Genomic DNA, 14,176 nt, shown 5'->3' with positions numbered 1-14,176 from the left:
GCCTGCCGACGGAATGAAAGGATGTTAACATGAATCCGCTCTATAAAGAATTGCAGCCGTCGGATGCATATTGCGTCCGGCTTCCTTATCCGTTTTCGGATTTTGACCGCCAGATCCTCACCGGGCTTTACCAGCCGCTTGTCGGCCATGAGGCGATGGCGGTTCTCTTTACCCTGTGGGATGAGGCGGATCGGGACGGCGGGGCCGAATCGAATCATTACCATCTTCTGAACATGCTCGGCATGCCGGTCGGCCGGCTTTTTGAGGCGCGACTTTCCCTGGAAGGGATCGGCCTGCTGAAAACTTACCGGAAAGCGGAAGGCGACAGCCGGTCGTTCCTGTATGAGCTCCAGCCGCCGCTGGACCCTGAAACTTTCTTCCATGACCCGATCCTGTCAATGTTTTTGTACGGCAAAATCGGGGCACCGGCCTATAAGCGTCTCATGCAGCGGTTCCTGACCAGTCCGGTCCCAGCCGGATACGAAGAGGTTTCCCGCTCGTTCATGGATGTGTACAAGCCGGTGACCGCGCGGGCGTCTGAACCCGATGATCCGAATACATACGAAAAGAATGCACGTCCCGCCAAGCTGGCGTTCGATGGCCATGATTTTGATTTTTCGCTGCTTTATGAGGGACTCTCGGCTCATCTCGTGCCGAGGAAAGCTTTCACGCCGGCTGCGAAGGACATGATTGCCCGGCTGGCTTTTCTTTATGCGCTCTCTCCGCTGGAAATGCAGCAGGTGGTGCTGCTCGCAATCGACCAGGACGCCCATCTGACGGACGAGCGCCTGAAGCGGGCCGCCGCCGATTATTATAAGCTCTCCGTCTCAAAAAGCGCGCCGAGGGTGGAGAAGATCCCGTCCGGAGGCCAGGCGCCGCAGCAGGCGGCGGGTCCGGCGAAAACAAAAGAGGATGAACTGGCCGATTACCTTGAAGCCATTCCTCCGGTCGAGATGCTCCGGCAGCTCAACAACGGCCGTGAGCCGATGCAGATCGACGTGCGGCTCGCCCAGAAGCTGGTGCTGGAGCATGGACTGCCCACAGGCGTCGTGAACGTGCTGCTCCAATACGTGCTGCTGAGAAACGACGGCAAGCTGACGAACAATTACGTGGAGCGGATCGCTTCCCACTGGATGGCAAAGAAAGTCGGCACGGCCAGGGAAGCGCTGGAGCTTGCGCGGACCGAGCATGATAAATACATGAACTGGAAGCAGGAAGGCGGGAAGCCGTCCGCAGGCAGAAAAGGCGGCGGCAAGACCGAAAGTGTACCGGACTGGTTTTATAAAAAAGACGACAAGCCCGAGGCGCTGCCTGAAAGCCAGGAAGCGAACCCGGAAATTGAGGCGCGTAGACTTCGCCTGATACAGAAATTTGGAATGGCGGAAGGCGGTGCAGAATAATTGGAACCGATCAGAGACACATTGAAGCGGGTCGTCAATGCCCCGAAGTTTGCCGAACGCTATGAATCGATCCGGAGTGAAATCCTCGACCATCCGGGAGTCCAGGCGTTCTTGGAAGAGCATTCCGGGGAAGTGAGCAAGGGAATGGTCGACCGGGGAATGGGGAAGCTGTATGAATACGTGACCCAGTCGCACGATTGCTCCGGGTGCCCGGACCTGGAAGGATGCATCAACGTCGTCAAAGGCTATGAGCCCAAGCTCATCATCGAGAGGGGCTCCATCGGCGTCGACTACGTCATGTGCAGGAAAAAGTCGATCGACACCGAGCACAAAAAAGTCTCGTCGATGATCCGCAGCATGCATATGCCGAAGGAAATGATCGGGCTGGAGATCAAGGATGTGGAATTGTCCTCGGAAGTCACCCGGCTGGCTGCCGTCGAGAAAATCGGTGAATTCCTGGATCAATATGACCGGACGAAAGAGCTGCCGGCGAGAGGCCTGTACATTTACGGGCCGTTCGGCACCGGCAAGTCCTATCTGCTCGGGGCAGTGGCCGGGGAACTGGCGAAGCGGCACATTCCGTCCGTCCTCGTTTTCGTTCCGGAATTTCTCCGCGAACTGAAGCAGGCGATCCAGGACCAGTCGCTCGATGAGAAAATTGGGTTCGTCAAGAAAGCGCCGGTCCTCATGCTCGATGACCTGGGCGCGGAGACGCTCACCGCATGGACACGCGATGAAGTGCTTGCCACGATTCTGCATCACCGGATGTCCGAGCAGCTCCCGACTTTCTTCACGTCGAACTTCGACTACAAAGGGCTGGAGAACCATTTGGCCTATACGCAGCGCGGCGACAAGGAAGTCGTCAAGGCAGGCAGGATCATGGAGCGGATTCGGTCGATGACGGTTCCGGTCCGGCTTGACGGACAGAACCGCCGGGAAAAGCTGTGATCCGAATGCAGACATCCTGTTGCAATTTTTCACGGAATTGATTATACTCGGTTCAATACTTCTTCCAAATGCTTGGACGGGGACACCTTTTCGGTAGTCCGGCCAGACAGAGAACGGGGCCTCCGGCTGAAAGCCCCCATGGCGCGGGACCGCATTGACCACCCCAGAGCAGCGCGGGCGACTCCTGATGTTTTGGGACAGCCCGTGACGGCACCGGACCGTTAACCGATGCAGAGCTTCATCCGCCTGATTTCAAATCAGCCGGAAGGAAGAAGGGTGGAACCGCGAGCATACGCCTCGTCCCTTTTTGGGACGGGGCTTTTTTGCGTTCATCAAGAAAGGAGAACAAAAGCCATGTCAGAACAAATCAAACTGAAATTCCCGGACGGGGCGATCAAGGAATTCCCGAGCGGAACGACAACAGAAGACGTAGCCCAGTCGATCAGTCCGGGACTCCGTAAAAAGGCGCTCGCCGGGAAGATCAACGGCCGCCTGGTGGATTTCCGCACGCCGATCGAGGAAGACGGCGACATTGAAATCATTACGCCGGATGCGCCGGAAGCACTGGAAATCCTGCGCCATACGACCGCCCACGTGCTCGCCCAGGCCGTCAAGCGCCTGTTCAAGGGAGTCAAGCTCGGAATCGGTCCGGTCATCGAAAATGGATTCTATTATGACTTTGATTCACCGGAACCGATTACGGCTGAAGACCTGCCGGAAATCGAGAAGGAAATGAAAAAGATCGTCAACGAGAACCTGGAGATTGTCCGCAAAGAAGTGTCTCGTGAGGAAGCGCGCAAAATCTATGAGGAGATCGGCGACGAATACAAGCTGGAACTGCTTGACGCCATCCCTGAAGGCGAATCCGTGACGATCTACTACCAGGGAGAGTTCTTTGACCTGTGCCGTGGCGTCCACCTGCCGTCTACCGGCAAGATCCGCGAGTTCAAGCTGCTCAGCATCGCCGGTGCCTACTGGCGCGGCAACTCGGACAATAAAATGCTCCAGCGAATCTACGGCACGGCGTTCTTCAAAAAGGAAGAACTCCAGGAACACCTCCGCCTGCTGGAAGAAGCGAAAGAGCGCGACCACCGGAAAATCGGGAAGGAACTCGACCTGTTCACGAACAACCTGCTTGTCGGGCAGGGACTTCCGCTCTGGCTGCCGAAAGGCGCGACCATCCGCCGCATCGTCGAGCGCTACATCGTCGACAAGGAAGAGAAGCTCGGCTATGACCACGTTTATACGCCGGTGATGGCGAACGTCGAACTGTACAAAACTTCCGGCCACTGGGATCACTACCAGGACAGCATGTTCCCGCCGATGCAGATGGACAATGAAGAACTTGTTCTCCGTCCGATGAACTGCCCGCACCATATGATGGTGTACAAAAACGGCATCCATTCGTACCGAGACTTGCCGCTTCGCATTGCGGAACTCGGAACGATGCACCGGTACGAAATGTCCGGCGCGCTGTCAGGCCTCCAGCGGGTCCGCGGCATGACGCTCAACGATGCACACCTCTTTGTCCGTCCGGATCAGATCAAGGACGAATTCAAAAAAGTCGTCGAGCTCATCATCGATGTCTACAAAGACTTCAAGCTGGAAGACTACTCGTTCCGCCTGTCTTACCGCGATCCGGAAGACAAGGAAAAGTACTTTGACGACGATGAAATGTGGAACAAGGCGCAGAGCATGCTGAAAGAAGCGATGGACGACCTCGGCCTCGACTACTATGAGGCGGACGGAGAAGCAGCATTCTACGGTCCGAAGCTGGACGTCCAGGTGAAGACTGCAATCGGCAAGGAAGAAACCCTGTCGACCGTCCAGCTGGACTTCCTGCTGCCGGAGCGGTTCGATCTGACTTATATCGGCAAAGACGGCAAACAACACCGTCCGGTCGTCATTCACCGCGGCGTGGTCTCGACGATGGAACGCTTCGTGGCGTTCCTCATCGAAGAATACAAAGGCGCCTTCCCTGCATGGCTGGCGCCGGTCCAGGTGGAAGTGATCCCCGTATCGCCGGATGTCCACCATGATTATGCCGAAAAAGTACGTGAAGTCCTCCTTGCCGGCGGATTCCGTGTGGACGTCGACAACCGCGATGAAAAACTCGGATACAAAATCCGGGAAGCCCAGACACAGAAAATCCCGTACATGCTCGTCCTCGGCGACAAGGAAGCGGAAGCCGGCGAAGTCAATGTCCGCAAGTACGGCGAGCAGAAATCCGAAAGCATGCCGCTCGAAGACTTTGTCGCCCTGCTCAAGGAAGTCGTAGACTCGAAGGACTGATTTCTTGCAGGGAGAGCAGGGGCATGTTGATTTCCGCTCCGGGCACTCGCCTGCGGAGGGCATGGCTGCGGTCTCCTCGCCGCTGCGCGCCTGCAACGGAAACCAGGTCATTCACAAAGTCCGAAACAGCCATTGACAAGATCTCGATGCATATGATAAAGTAGTTAAGGTTAAGGAATACAGTTTGTGGTAGAAGAAGAAGCCGCCCGCTTCTCACCTGATCGACGCTTCGGCTGTTGGCAGGTTAGCACCATTGTGACGCTCCGTGCAGGCTTCGCACGGTCACATAAGCGGGTGGACATCTTCCATGTCCACCCGTTTTCTTATTCGGATTGGCCACGGAGGGAGAGATCCCCGGCGGGCCTACCCAAACCATGTATTCGCGATATACTACACGGAGGTGGCTTACGATTAGCAGAGATAACCGAGACAAATTTGTCAATGAGGGCATCCGCTCCCGGGAGCTCCGCATCATCGATCACAACGGTGATCAGCTGGGCATTAAAACGCGGAACGAAGCGCTTGAAATTGCTGCACGTGCCAATTTGGACCTGGTCCTCGTCGCACCGAATGCGAAACCGCCTGTAGCCCGGATCATGGACTATGGGAAGTTCAAATTCGAGCAGCAGAAGAAAGAACGCGAAGCACGCAAAAACCAGAAAGTCATCAACATCAAGGAAGTCCGCCTGAGCCCGTCGATCGACGAGCATGACTTCCAGACCAAGCTCCGCAACGCCATCAAGTTCCTTGAACACGGGGACAAGGTGAAAGCGTCCATCCGTTTCCGCGGCCGGGCGATCACCCACAAGGAGATCGGCCAGCGCGTCCTCGAACGCTTTGCAGAGGAATGCAAGGAAGTCGGAACGGTCGAACAGCGTCCGAAGATGGAAGGCCGCAGCATGTTCCTTCAGATGGCGCCGATCAACGAAAAGAAATAAACCTGCAAAGGATTGGGAGGATCACGAAATGCCAAAAATGAAAACACACCGCGGTTCCGCAAAACGCTTCAAGCGCACAGGTTCCGGCAAACTGAAGCGCGGCCGTGCATACACAAGCCACTTGTTCGCCAACAAATCGACGAAGCAGAAGCGCCACCTGCGCAAATCGACGCTCGTTTCCAAAGGCGACTTCAAACGCATCAAATCCATGCTCACATACATGAAGTAATTCAGAATCCACACACACAACGAAACACCAGGAGGGAAAACCAATGCCACGCGTAAAAGGCGGTACAGTGACGCGCAAGCGTCGTAATCGAGTTCTTAAACTTGCAAAAGGCTACTACGGTTCGAAACATACACTCTACAAAACAGCTAACCAACAGGTCATGAAGTCCCTGCAATATGCATACCGTGACCGTCGCCAGAAAAAGCGCGACTTCCGCAAACTGTGGATCGCACGTATCAACGCGGCTGCACGCCTGAACGGCCTTTCCTACAGCCGTCTCATGCACGGCCTCAAAGTTGCGGGCATTGACGTCAACCGGAAAATGCTGGCTGACCTCGCCGTAACGGACGAGAAGGCTTTCGCACAACTTGCGGACGCTGCGAAAAAAGCTGTCAACAACTGATTCTCAAAGAGCCGGCGGTTTATCCCGCCGGCTTTTTTTGCACTTATTTCCTCCGGCTTGTCCGAAGAAAAGGAGACCCCGAATGGAAAATGTTTTGATCACATGGGTCGGCATCATGTCACTTTACGGATTTACCCTGATGGGCCTGGACAAGCGGCGGGCAAAACAAAAGCAGTGGCGGATCCCGGAAAAGACACTCTGGACCGTGGCGCTGCTCGGCGGCGGAATTGGAAGTTATCTCGGCATGCAGGTGTTCCGCCACAAAACGCTGCACACGTCATTCCGACTCGGCTTTCTCTCTCTCTCGCTTTTTTACGCAGGGGTCTGCCTCTGGCTGAAAGTTTCCGCATGAAAAAAGCGGGGAGGTTCCGCCATCAAGCGGTACCGCCTTGCTTCATCAATTGTTCGATCGGATTTTTCCAGCTGATTTTGGCATTCGGATAATTCATTTTGATTTCGCTTTCGAGAAAGAGGAAATCCTCTCTTGTAAATCCTTGTAGTTTCGTTTCATCCCGCACCCAGACAAAGATGGAAACGACTTCAAATGCCTCCGTTGTCGTGCCAAGGTACTTTTCACCTTCGAACATGGCCCCTTTATACGTGATGAAAAAGTTCTTTCTGACGTTCTTCACATCATCGTAAAAATAATAGCGCTCCTGCTCGTAGGCATCATCGAGCTTGCGCTTCGGATCGGTGAGATACCGCACGCCCCGGTAAAAAAGATAAATGATAAGCGCAATAACCGCCACGCGGATGATCAAAGCCACCATGCTGCCCCCTCTGCACATACGTATTCTCTTTGTATACGGACGGAAAGCGGATTGGTTTCAAGATATTCAAAAAAAGTTGGGGGATGTTCAGATGAAGCTGCAAAAAATGTTCCAGATGCAACACGAACTGGACCGGTATATCGAACAGGTGAACGGAGTGGAAGGGGAGCTGTTCCAGAAGAAAGTGCTGGCGCTCACCGTGGAACTCGCCGAGCTGGCCAATGAAACCCGGTGCTTCAAGTTCTGGAGCCGCAAAGGGCCTTCTCCGGATCCGGTCATCCTGGAGGAATACGTGGATTCGGTTCATTTCCTGCTGTCGCTCGGAATCCTGCAGGGGCTTGACGGACTGGAGGAATGGCCGGAGGGGGACGTTGCCGGCGATCTCACGTCGCTGTTCCTTCTCGCGCAAGGGCGGATCCTGAAGTTTGCGGACAACCCGTCACCGGAGAATTACCGGGAAATCTGGATAGCCTACCGCGCAATCGCCCGGGAACTCGGTTTCGGGACAGAAGCCATTGTGGATGCGTATGAAAGCAAAAATGAAGAGAATTACAATCGTCAGCGGCAGGGCTACTGAAAAGAGCGGGACAATATTTGATCCGCCGAAAAGAAGCAAGGAACCCGAATTTTCGGCGGTTCCTTGCTTTCTGTTTGATTAAGAGGCGCTTTTTCAACCTTGTTGGATGGAAATATGGCCGTTGTCTGTTTCAAGCCGGACGGTATGGGAGCCGCTGCCGAAAGATTGTTCCGATTCGCTGCTTCCAAAAATATCCGGCTTGGCGTGGGTCGACCGGACCCGGATCACGGCATCCTGCGGCATTATGCGGGTCAGGACCCGGATGCTGCCGTTGGCGGTCTTCAGGTGGATGTTCCGGTCAAGATGGTCCGCGCTCAGCTCAATCCGGCCGTTATCGGTTTTTGCGGTTACATTTCCGTTGATGTCCGACAGAGTGATCCGTCCGTTGTCCGTTTCCGCAGCCAGATGATCGGCCCGGATGTCACTCAGTTCAATCCGCCCGTTGTCCGTAACGGCGGCAAATGAATCCGCTTCAATTTTGGACATTTCGATGCGCCCGTTGTCTGTCCGGGCAGACAGCGTGCCGAACGCGCAGGCTCTCATGCCGATCCGCCCGTTGCGGCTTTCCGCAGTCAGGGTCTTGGACAATAGATTCTCCGCAGAAATGATTCCGTTCGCCGTCTGGAGCCTCATCGATTCATACAGCTTTTTGGGAAGATGGGCGACAAGCCGGACAGGGCGGGAGACGCTGCGGCGAAACCAGCTGGTAAGGGTGGGGTTGCCTTTAAGGGAGATGAGCAGCTGGTCATCCGTTACATCGGCATCAAATTTTACTTCACTCTGATCCCCGATCAATTCAAACCGGGTCACCGCATCATCGGAAGGCATGAGTTTCAGCTCTCCGACCCGGAGATCCGCAACCACCCGGCTGTATTCCTTTTGTCCAAGGCGGACAAGTTCATAGCGGGCGTCCTGCCGGCCGGTCACAGCTTCCTGTTCCGCAGCTGCGTATTCCGGATAGGCGGACAGGATGTCGCGGGCAATTTCATCAGCCTTGCCGAGCGAAGCGGCAATGTCCTGTTCACTTTTTCCCTCGCGCATACCCTCTTCAAAGTACTCATCCAGGTCCTGGAGAATATCCGTGCGCTCCTCTGCGGGAAGTCTGCCAAGTTCCCGCTGAAGTTCTTCCAGAAACGCTTTTTTGTCCATCAGTTGATCCCCCCGATTAATTCATTCACTTTTTGGCTGAACTCCCGCCACTCTGCCAGCAGTTCCTCCAGGTAGCCTCTGCCTGCGTCCGTCAGCCTGTAATACTTCCTCGGCGGCCCTTCACTCGAATCCATTTGATAAGTATCGAAATAGCCTTCTTTTGTCAGCCGGCGCAACACGGTATAGACGGAGCCTTCCGAAACAGCGATCGCCCCGGAAATGACCTGGACGAGTTCATAGCCGTACCGGTCCTTTCTGCTGAGAAGAGAAAGAACACAGAGGTCGAGCACGCCTTTTTTAAACTGGACGTTCATGGCCGAAGCCTCCTTCAAGGTACTGTTCAACGAACAGTACCGATGAATTAACTGTAGCATCACTACTGTTCATTGGCAAGTACTGTGCGAAAAAAACGGCAGCCGAAGATCAGCTGCCGAGCATAAAGGAACGGACCGTTTCATACTTCGGGTTGAGGGCAGGATGAATGGTGAACAGTTGAAAGGATTGAACGGAAACGGAAATCGGTCCGAGCGGTTCGGGCGAAAATTCAAGCCGTTCGTCGGTCTTTCTTTTTTTCGCGATGGTGACATGGGGAGTAAACTGCTTACCCTCCGGTGGCAGGCCGAGCGATCGGCCCACCGCACGCGTTACATCCTGCTGAAGCAGTTGCAGCGGCCGGCTTTCTTCAAGACCGAGATAGACGACCCTCGGCCCGGTCTTTGGACCGAAGAAGTCAAAGCGGTCGAGCCGGATTTCAAAGGGCCGGTGGCTGAGCGCCGCTTCCTGAAGGGATTCTTCCAGGTCCTCCAGCTTCTGCTCATCCATGCTGCCGATGAAAAAGAGCGTCACGTGCAAATCATCGGGATGGGGAATAGCCTTATATCGTTCCCGGAGATTTTCGGACTGTTGAAATTGGCCGGCAACCGGATGCACCTGCTTGGGCATCCGAATCCCGACAAAGTAATGGGCGGGCATTTGCTTTGCTCCTTTCCGGGGTTTCACGTCTAACCTTTATTGTAGCCGTATTCAGCCGAAACAACCAAATCGGCAAAATATCCGATTCATTTATTCATCAAACACAGTTGAATGTAAAAATAAATGAAGCCTTCTGCGGAGCGTGCTATGATGAAGAAGAGAAAAACCTTGGTGAAGAATGAAGGAGGGGGCCGGGTGAACTGGGATCAAAGGGCATTCGGGCATCGGTTGCGTGCGCTCCGGGAACAGCTCGGTCTGTCGATGCTGGCGTTCGGCCGTGAAATCGGCACATCCGCCAGCAGGATTAAGCACTGGGAGGAAGGGAAAAGTGCGCCGACTGCCGGATGGGTCGTCAAGATCAGTGGCCGCTTCGGCGTTTCGGCAGACAGTCTGCTCATGGGAGAAACGGAAGAGGGCGAAGAACGGGATCCCGGGCTGCCCATGGCTGTCCGTCAAAAAACGGATTCCCTGGAACATCTGCTGGAGATGATGGAAGCCCTTCCGGATCATGAATTTGCGGGAGTGGGCGGGAAAGAGCGGATGATTCTTGAGATTTCATCCAGGCTGCCTGTGTTATCACACGGAGATCTCAATGAAATTTTTGTGCTGACAGCGTTGAAATCCCGCTCGCGTTAGCAAGAACCGGCATCGCTGTTGGACAGGAGCCGGGCCATCCCTTAAGATGGAACGAGACGACCAGGGTAGAGGAGGAGATCGAATGAAATTATACCAGGTGCGCAAGGGACAGTTCGTCTTCTATGAGAACGAACTGTACAAAGTGTACTCCATCAACCCGCTGGCCAGAAAATCGGTTCACATGTACAGAGTGAAGGACATGGAACAGGCCACGGGCAAAGCGGATGAACTCACTTATCACCGTCCGCAGCATATGGACTCATTCATGTTCTACGGCAAACGCTATACGCTTCGGGAGGACCGGGAGCCGGAAGTCGACGGTTTTGTGCTGGTGACCAAGCCGGATCCCGAGCCGATGAGCCACTATGGGCTCAACGAATTTGAGAAAGTGGATCAGCTGGAAGGGAAAACGGTTCTCACCTCGCGTCAGAATATCATTAAGCGCAAAGAATTCATCGTCATGTCCGATGGCATGGACGAGGGCGCACGCGATATTTCCTACCAGAACCCGGAGATCGTGACCGAGGACCAGCTGGAGGCGGACAGGCGACTTGAGCGCAAGCTGTCCCGGGAACAGGAGATCCAGCCGAACATCGGCGACATTTACCTGAACCTCCATGACGGCAGCCGTTCGATGGTCGTGGCAGTCGTGGAAGACGACGTCTATCTAGGCCACGGAGAAAAATTCCCGATCCGGGAGCTGCTCAACTCTGATCATTGGACACTCGTTTATGTGAATACGGATTTCGTCCTGTAAACATGGGATCCCCCGGCCGATTTGAGGCCGGGGGATTTTTTTAGGCTGAACGGCCCGCTCCGCTTTTGTTTCGTCTGGCTGCGGGCGGTAGGGGCTCGGGGTCACAAGCCATGCCGCGCCGCGGATCAGGATCCGCTCTGCGTCCTGTCTTGTGCCCGACGCCCCTGATCAACCGCCCTCCGCTTTTGTTAGTCCCATTTTTCTGTTTGCATGTCTTCGGCGGTGAGTTGGAGGTCGAAGGCGTTGAGGGTGAGGAGTTCGAAGTCGCCGGCATCGGCGCGTTGTTCGGCGAGGCGTTTCATCCACTTGGGAGAGCCTTCGTTCTCCTCATCATATACGAACAGGATGCCGTCTGAGTTGCGGAGGAGGAATTTGTCGCGCTCTGAAAATTGCCACGGAGCTTCATACGGCCGGTTGGTGAGCACGGTCGTGAAATCAGCCTGTGCCATGACGGATTCGAATGCGGCTTTTTTATTGTCGTTCCATTTTTCTTCCTGTCCGAGGAATGGCAGGATGACGGCAACCTGGAGCCCGGGATAGTCCTCCTGAAGTTCGAATGCCTCTTCGGCCGCCCATGTTTCCACGCCGGGCTGTCCGCTGATGATCACCCACTCAAGCCCTTCATCTTCGATCAGCCCACGCATCCGGTCGGACAGCGCCCGCTTGATGACCGCCACGCCGGGGTGTTTGTCATTGAAGATTCCAAGTTCGTGCGGTTTGTAGCCTGTCACCACAAGGCGCTTCAGCATATGGATCATCCTTTCGTCGATGATGTATGTATTGAGCATATAATAAAAACGGCCAGCCCGATGGACGGACTGGCCGGTGGCATTCATTAGGAAAGCCGCATTGCCGTAGGAAATTAAAAAGTTTAAAACCGTCACTCCACTAAGTGGGTGTCGCGGGGATGTTCCTGCCCGTCTCCGGATAAATCCGGAGCCTATCATTCCGATCCCGTTTTAAACTCCCTATTTCAGCTCAAAGGTTAAACTTTATAATCGATACGGGCAACGCAGCCTGTATTAAGAGTATAGATCATCGGGCCGCCGGATGCAATGGGAATGCCTGGATTTATTTTCGGGATTCTGTTGCCGGTCCGGAAATCGCATACATGTTATAATGAAGGCAACAAGAAAGTCGAGGTGGACGGGTTGTTCAAGTCGGTACGATTCTATACAAACCGGTTGGCCGCAATGCGGCGTTTTTACGGAAATATTTTGGAACTTGAGATTTCGGAGCGGCTGGAAGACAGCTTCACGGTCAAAATCGGCGGGACGGATGTCACATTTGTCGCGTCCGAGCGTCCGTCCTTTTATCATTTCGCAATCAATATTCCGGGCAATCAATTCACGATGCTGAAATACTGGGTGAAGGACCGGGTGCCGCTCAACTGGGACGGCGGGGTTGACGAAGTGTATTTCCGGAGTTTTGACGCGGACTCCATGTATTTTGAAGATCCATCGGGAAATATCGTCGAGCTGATCGGCCGGAGAAAGAAAGACCTGTTCGGAGATGTGTCCAGGGCTTCGTTCCTGAACATCAGCGAGGTCGGGGTCGTTCCCCAAGATGTCGTGAAGGCGGGAACGGAGTTGCAGAAGGCAGGCATTCCCCTCAGGGGCGGCACAGACGTCGATCCGGACAGCCTGAACTTCCTCGGCCGCGGCGAGACCTTTTTTGTGCTCGTGCCAGAAGGGCGCCGCTGGTATTTCTCCAAAAGGACATCCGAAATCCATCCGCTTGAAGCCTTGCTGGACGACGGGCTTTTGGTCCGCCTGGACGAAGCAGGGGAATTGGCCGTGTCCGACACGGAAGATTGAAGGTTTGACTGAAAGGTTGAGTGACATACTGTGGCAAGTCTGTTTGGGTTGTTTAAGAAGAAATGTGTGATCTGTCACCGGAAGACGTCGATGCTCCGACCTTATCGGAACGTCGGGGGTAAAACGGTGCTTGTCTGTCCGGCTTGTGCGGAATACGCGGAACGCCGTGCTTACCGGCGAGCCTAAAAGGAAACGGGGAGGGGTTCGGTACGGAACAAAAACGTCAGGCGGAAGCCGGCCTGAAGGGACTGCTTCAAGCAAGCAGCGGCAGACAATTCATCAGGAAAGGTGAGTACCTTTTCCGGGAGGGGGAGCCGGCGGATGCGCTTTACTATGTGGACGGCGGGAAGATCCGCGTCGGAAAAGTGACGCCGGACGGAAGGGAACTGACATTCCGTCTTTGCGGAGCCGGTGACTTTATCGGTGAAGTGATGCCCTACTGCTCTCCGAGTGCCTACACGGTCGAAGCGAAGGCAACCGATGACACGCGGGTGGCGGTCATCCCGAAAGAGCCACTCGAGGAGCTGCTGTATCTGAACCCGGACCTGGCCGTCGCTTATATGCGCTGGACAGGTGTGCTGCATCAGCGGACCCAGTCCAAGTTCCGTGACCTGATCCTGCACGGGAAGAAAGGGGCACTTTATTCGACACTGATCAGGATGTCGAACAGCTACGGGATCCCGCAAAGCGACGGCAGTGTCCTGCTTAACATTGAACTGACGAACCAGGAACTGGCCAATTATTGCGGGATGGCGAGGGAAGTGGCCAACCGGATGCTGGCCGCGCTAAAGAAAGACGAAAAGATCGCAATGGAAGACGGAAAAATCGTCTTGCTCGATGTTTCTTATCTCCGCCGGGAAATCCACTGTGAAAACTGTCCTTCTGAAATCTGTAATATCGAGTGAGGCGGCCCGCCAAAACGGCGGCCACTGAAAGAGAGCCAACACGGACTTGTGTTGGCTTTTTTCACGTCCAGAGACCATCTCTAATGGGAGCGTGTTCTGCGCGCTTCGCAAAAGTCATCCCGTTGCGGTTGCTATCCCGACATTAATAGCGTGTATCCCGACATTCGCAGTGCCTACCCCGACATTCGGCGCCGCAATCCCGACATTCGCCCCGCCACAATTCCTATCCCGACATTCACAGCGTGTATCCCGACATTCGCAGTGCCTATCCCGACATTCGGCGCCGCAATCCCGACATTCGCCCCGCCACGATTTCTATCCCGACATTCACAGCGTGTATCCCGACATTCACGGTTCCTATCCCGACATTCGGCGCCGCAATC

Annotated in this window: 17 protein-coding genes and 1 other RNA gene; 12 read left to right on the top strand and 6 right to left on the bottom strand. The window is 54.8% G+C overall.

Annotated elements, in window-relative coordinates; all coding sequences use genetic code 11:
* Positions 1-29 precede the first annotated feature (29 nt).
* The 7 genes from ACFFIY_RS03805 to ACFFIY_RS03775 all read left to right on the top strand — a co-directional run bounded on the left by ACFFIY_RS03805 (position 30) and on the right by ACFFIY_RS03775 (position 6,562).
* A complete protein-coding gene (locus tag ACFFIY_RS03805) occupies positions 30-1,400 on the top strand; it encodes a replication initiation and membrane attachment family protein (protein WP_354197590.1) in 1,371 nt (456 codons plus the stop codon).
* Positions 1,401-2,348 (top strand): primosomal protein DnaI, encoded by a 948-nt coding sequence (gene dnaI, locus ACFFIY_RS03800; RefSeq protein ID WP_354197592.1) that lies wholly within the window; start codon positions 1,401-1,403, stop codon positions 2,346-2,348.
* Between the two features lie 354 nt (positions 2,349-2,702).
* Positions 2,703-4,640 (top strand): threonine--tRNA ligase, encoded by a 1,938-nt coding sequence (gene thrS / locus ACFFIY_RS03795; protein WP_354197594.1) that lies wholly within the window; start codon positions 2,703-2,705, stop codon positions 4,638-4,640.
* 374 nt (positions 4,641-5,014) lie between these two features.
* The gene (gene infC, locus ACFFIY_RS03790) at positions 5,015-5,578 is read left to right on the top strand and encodes a translation initiation factor IF-3 (RefSeq protein ID WP_052455904.1); all 564 of its coding nucleotides are present in this window, start codon (positions 5,015-5,017) and stop codon (positions 5,576-5,578) included.
* Between the two features lie 28 nt (positions 5,579-5,606).
* Positions 5,607-5,807, top strand: a complete 201-nt coding sequence (rpmI, locus tag ACFFIY_RS03785; protein ID WP_040229125.1) for a 50S ribosomal protein L35 — start codon at positions 5,607-5,609, stop codon at positions 5,805-5,807.
* Positions 5,808-5,850: 43 nt separating this feature from the next.
* Positions 5,851-6,210 (top strand): 50S ribosomal protein L20, encoded by a 360-nt coding sequence (rplT, locus tag ACFFIY_RS03780; protein ID WP_076758128.1) that lies wholly within the window; start codon positions 5,851-5,853, stop codon positions 6,208-6,210.
* Positions 6,211-6,292: 82 nt separating this feature from the next.
* Complete coding sequence (locus ACFFIY_RS03775) at positions 6,293-6,562, top strand: DUF1294 domain-containing protein (protein WP_354197597.1); 270 nt, start codon at positions 6,293-6,295, stop codon at positions 6,560-6,562.
* Between the two features lie 22 nt (positions 6,563-6,584).
* Here ACFFIY_RS03775 and ACFFIY_RS03770 read toward each other — a convergent pair whose 3' ends face one another.
* Positions 6,585-6,980, bottom strand: a complete 396-nt coding sequence (locus ACFFIY_RS03770; protein ID WP_354197599.1) for a sigma-w pathway protein ysdB — start codon at positions 6,978-6,980, stop codon at positions 6,585-6,587.
* Between the two features lie 91 nt (positions 6,981-7,071).
* Here ACFFIY_RS03770 and ACFFIY_RS03765 point away from each other — a divergent pair, with 91 nt between their 5' ends.
* Positions 7,072-7,557: a dUTP diphosphatase gene (locus tag ACFFIY_RS03765; protein WP_354197601.1), complete on the top strand. Its 486-nt coding sequence runs from the start codon at positions 7,072-7,074 to the stop codon at positions 7,555-7,557.
* Positions 7,558-7,650: 93 nt separating this feature from the next.
* Here ACFFIY_RS03765 and ACFFIY_RS03760 read toward each other — a convergent pair whose 3' ends face one another.
* From ACFFIY_RS03760 to thpR, 3 genes are all read right to left on the bottom strand, one after another.
* Positions 7,651-8,706, bottom strand: a complete 1,056-nt coding sequence (locus ACFFIY_RS03760; RefSeq protein WP_354197603.1) for a DUF4097 family beta strand repeat-containing protein — start codon at positions 8,704-8,706, stop codon at positions 7,651-7,653.
* A complete protein-coding gene (locus ACFFIY_RS03755; RefSeq protein WP_354197605.1) occupies positions 8,706-9,020 on the bottom strand; it encodes a PadR family transcriptional regulator in 315 nt (104 codons plus the stop codon). The genes ACFFIY_RS03760 and ACFFIY_RS03755 overlap by 1 nt, the downstream gene beginning before the upstream one ends.
* A gap of 109 nt (positions 9,021-9,129) precedes the next feature.
* Positions 9,130-9,648, bottom strand: a complete 519-nt coding sequence (thpR, locus tag ACFFIY_RS03750; RefSeq protein WP_376837186.1) for an RNA 2',3'-cyclic phosphodiesterase — start codon at positions 9,646-9,648, stop codon at positions 9,130-9,132.
* Between the two features lie 225 nt (positions 9,649-9,873).
* Here thpR and ACFFIY_RS03745 point away from each other — a divergent pair, with 225 nt between their 5' ends.
* A complete protein-coding gene (locus ACFFIY_RS03745) occupies positions 9,874-10,314 on the top strand; it encodes a helix-turn-helix domain-containing protein (RefSeq protein WP_354197609.1) in 441 nt (146 codons plus the stop codon).
* Between the two features lie 82 nt (positions 10,315-10,396).
* Positions 10,397-11,071, top strand: a complete 675-nt coding sequence (locus tag ACFFIY_RS03740) for a hypothetical protein (protein ID WP_354197611.1) — start codon at positions 10,397-10,399, stop codon at positions 11,069-11,071.
* 188 nt (positions 11,072-11,259) lie between these two features.
* On the opposite strand, the gene ACFFIY_RS03735 is transcribed toward ACFFIY_RS03740, so the two are convergent.
* Together ACFFIY_RS03735 and ssrS are read right to left on the bottom strand one after the other, a co-directional pair.
* Positions 11,260-11,820, bottom strand: coding sequence for an SLOG family protein (locus tag ACFFIY_RS03735; RefSeq protein ID WP_354197666.1), 561 nt, complete (start codon positions 11,818-11,820; stop codon positions 11,260-11,262).
* 88 nt (positions 11,821-11,908) lie between these two features.
* Positions 11,909-12,093: non-coding RNA, 6S RNA (gene ssrS, locus ACFFIY_RS03730), on the bottom strand.
* 39 nt (positions 12,094-12,132) lie between these two features.
* Between ssrS and ACFFIY_RS03725 the strand changes: the two genes are divergently transcribed.
* Both ACFFIY_RS03725 and ACFFIY_RS03720 read left to right on the top strand, forming a co-directional pair.
* Positions 12,133-12,888: a toxoflavin lyase-like VOC family protein gene (locus ACFFIY_RS03725; protein WP_354197613.1), complete on the top strand. Its 756-nt coding sequence runs from the start codon at positions 12,133-12,135 to the stop codon at positions 12,886-12,888.
* A gap of 239 nt (positions 12,889-13,127) precedes the next feature.
* Entirely contained in the window at positions 13,128-13,793 is a 666-nt protein-coding gene (locus ACFFIY_RS03720) for a Crp/Fnr family transcriptional regulator (protein WP_376837184.1), read from the top strand.
* Positions 13,794-14,176 lie beyond the last annotated feature (383 nt).

It is taken from the genome of Bhargavaea ullalensis (assembly GCF_042432615.1).
Classification (GTDB): Bacteria; Bacillota; Bacilli; order Bacillales_A; family Planococcaceae; genus Bhargavaea; species Bhargavaea ullalensis.
The sequence above is the reverse complement of the archived record's forward strand: the minus strand, read 5'-3'. Positions and strand labels throughout refer to the sequence as shown.

Bases quoted from the DNA above. Each gene is read 5' to 3' on its own strand.
- ACFFIY_RS03805 (WP_354197590.1), top strand. From the start codon at position 30: ATGAATCCGCTCTATAAAGAATTGCAGCCGTCGGATGCATATTGCGTC.
- thrS (WP_354197594.1), top strand. From the start codon at position 2,703: ATGTCAGAACAAATCAAACTGAAATTCCCGGACGGGGCGATCAAGGAA.
- infC (WP_052455904.1), top strand. From the start codon at position 5,015: ATGTATTCGCGATATACTACACGGAGGTGGCTTACGATTAGCAGAGAT.
- rpmI (WP_040229125.1), top strand. From the start codon at position 5,607: ATGCCAAAAATGAAAACACACCGCGGTTCCGCAAAACGCTTCAAGCGC.
- rplT (WP_076758128.1), top strand. From the start codon at position 5,851: ATGCCACGCGTAAAAGGCGGTACAGTGACGCGCAAGCGTCGTAATCGA.
- ACFFIY_RS03775 (WP_354197597.1), top strand. From the start codon at position 6,293: ATGGAAAATGTTTTGATCACATGGGTCGGCATCATGTCACTTTACGGA.
- ACFFIY_RS03770 (WP_354197599.1), bottom strand. From the start codon at position 6,980: ATGGTGGCTTTGATCATCCGCGTGGCGGTTATTGCGCTTATCATTTAT.
- ACFFIY_RS03765 (WP_354197601.1), top strand. From the start codon at position 7,072: ATGAAGCTGCAAAAAATGTTCCAGATGCAACACGAACTGGACCGGTAT.
- ACFFIY_RS03760 (WP_354197603.1), bottom strand. From the start codon at position 8,706: ATGGACAAAAAAGCGTTTCTGGAAGAACTTCAGCGGGAACTTGGCAGA.
- ACFFIY_RS03755 (WP_354197605.1), bottom strand. From the start codon at position 9,020: ATGAACGTCCAGTTTAAAAAAGGCGTGCTCGACCTCTGTGTTCTTTCT.
- thpR (WP_376837186.1), bottom strand. From the start codon at position 9,648: ATGCCCAAGCAGGTGCATCCGGTTGCCGGCCAATTTCAACAGTCCGAA.
- ACFFIY_RS03740 (WP_354197611.1), top strand. From the start codon at position 10,397: ATGAAATTATACCAGGTGCGCAAGGGACAGTTCGTCTTCTATGAGAAC.
- ACFFIY_RS03735 (WP_354197666.1), bottom strand. From the start codon at position 11,820: ATGCTGAAGCGCCTTGTGGTGACAGGCTACAAACCGCACGAACTTGGA.
- ACFFIY_RS03725 (WP_354197613.1), top strand. From the start codon at position 12,133: ATGCCTGGATTTATTTTCGGGATTCTGTTGCCGGTCCGGAAATCGCAT.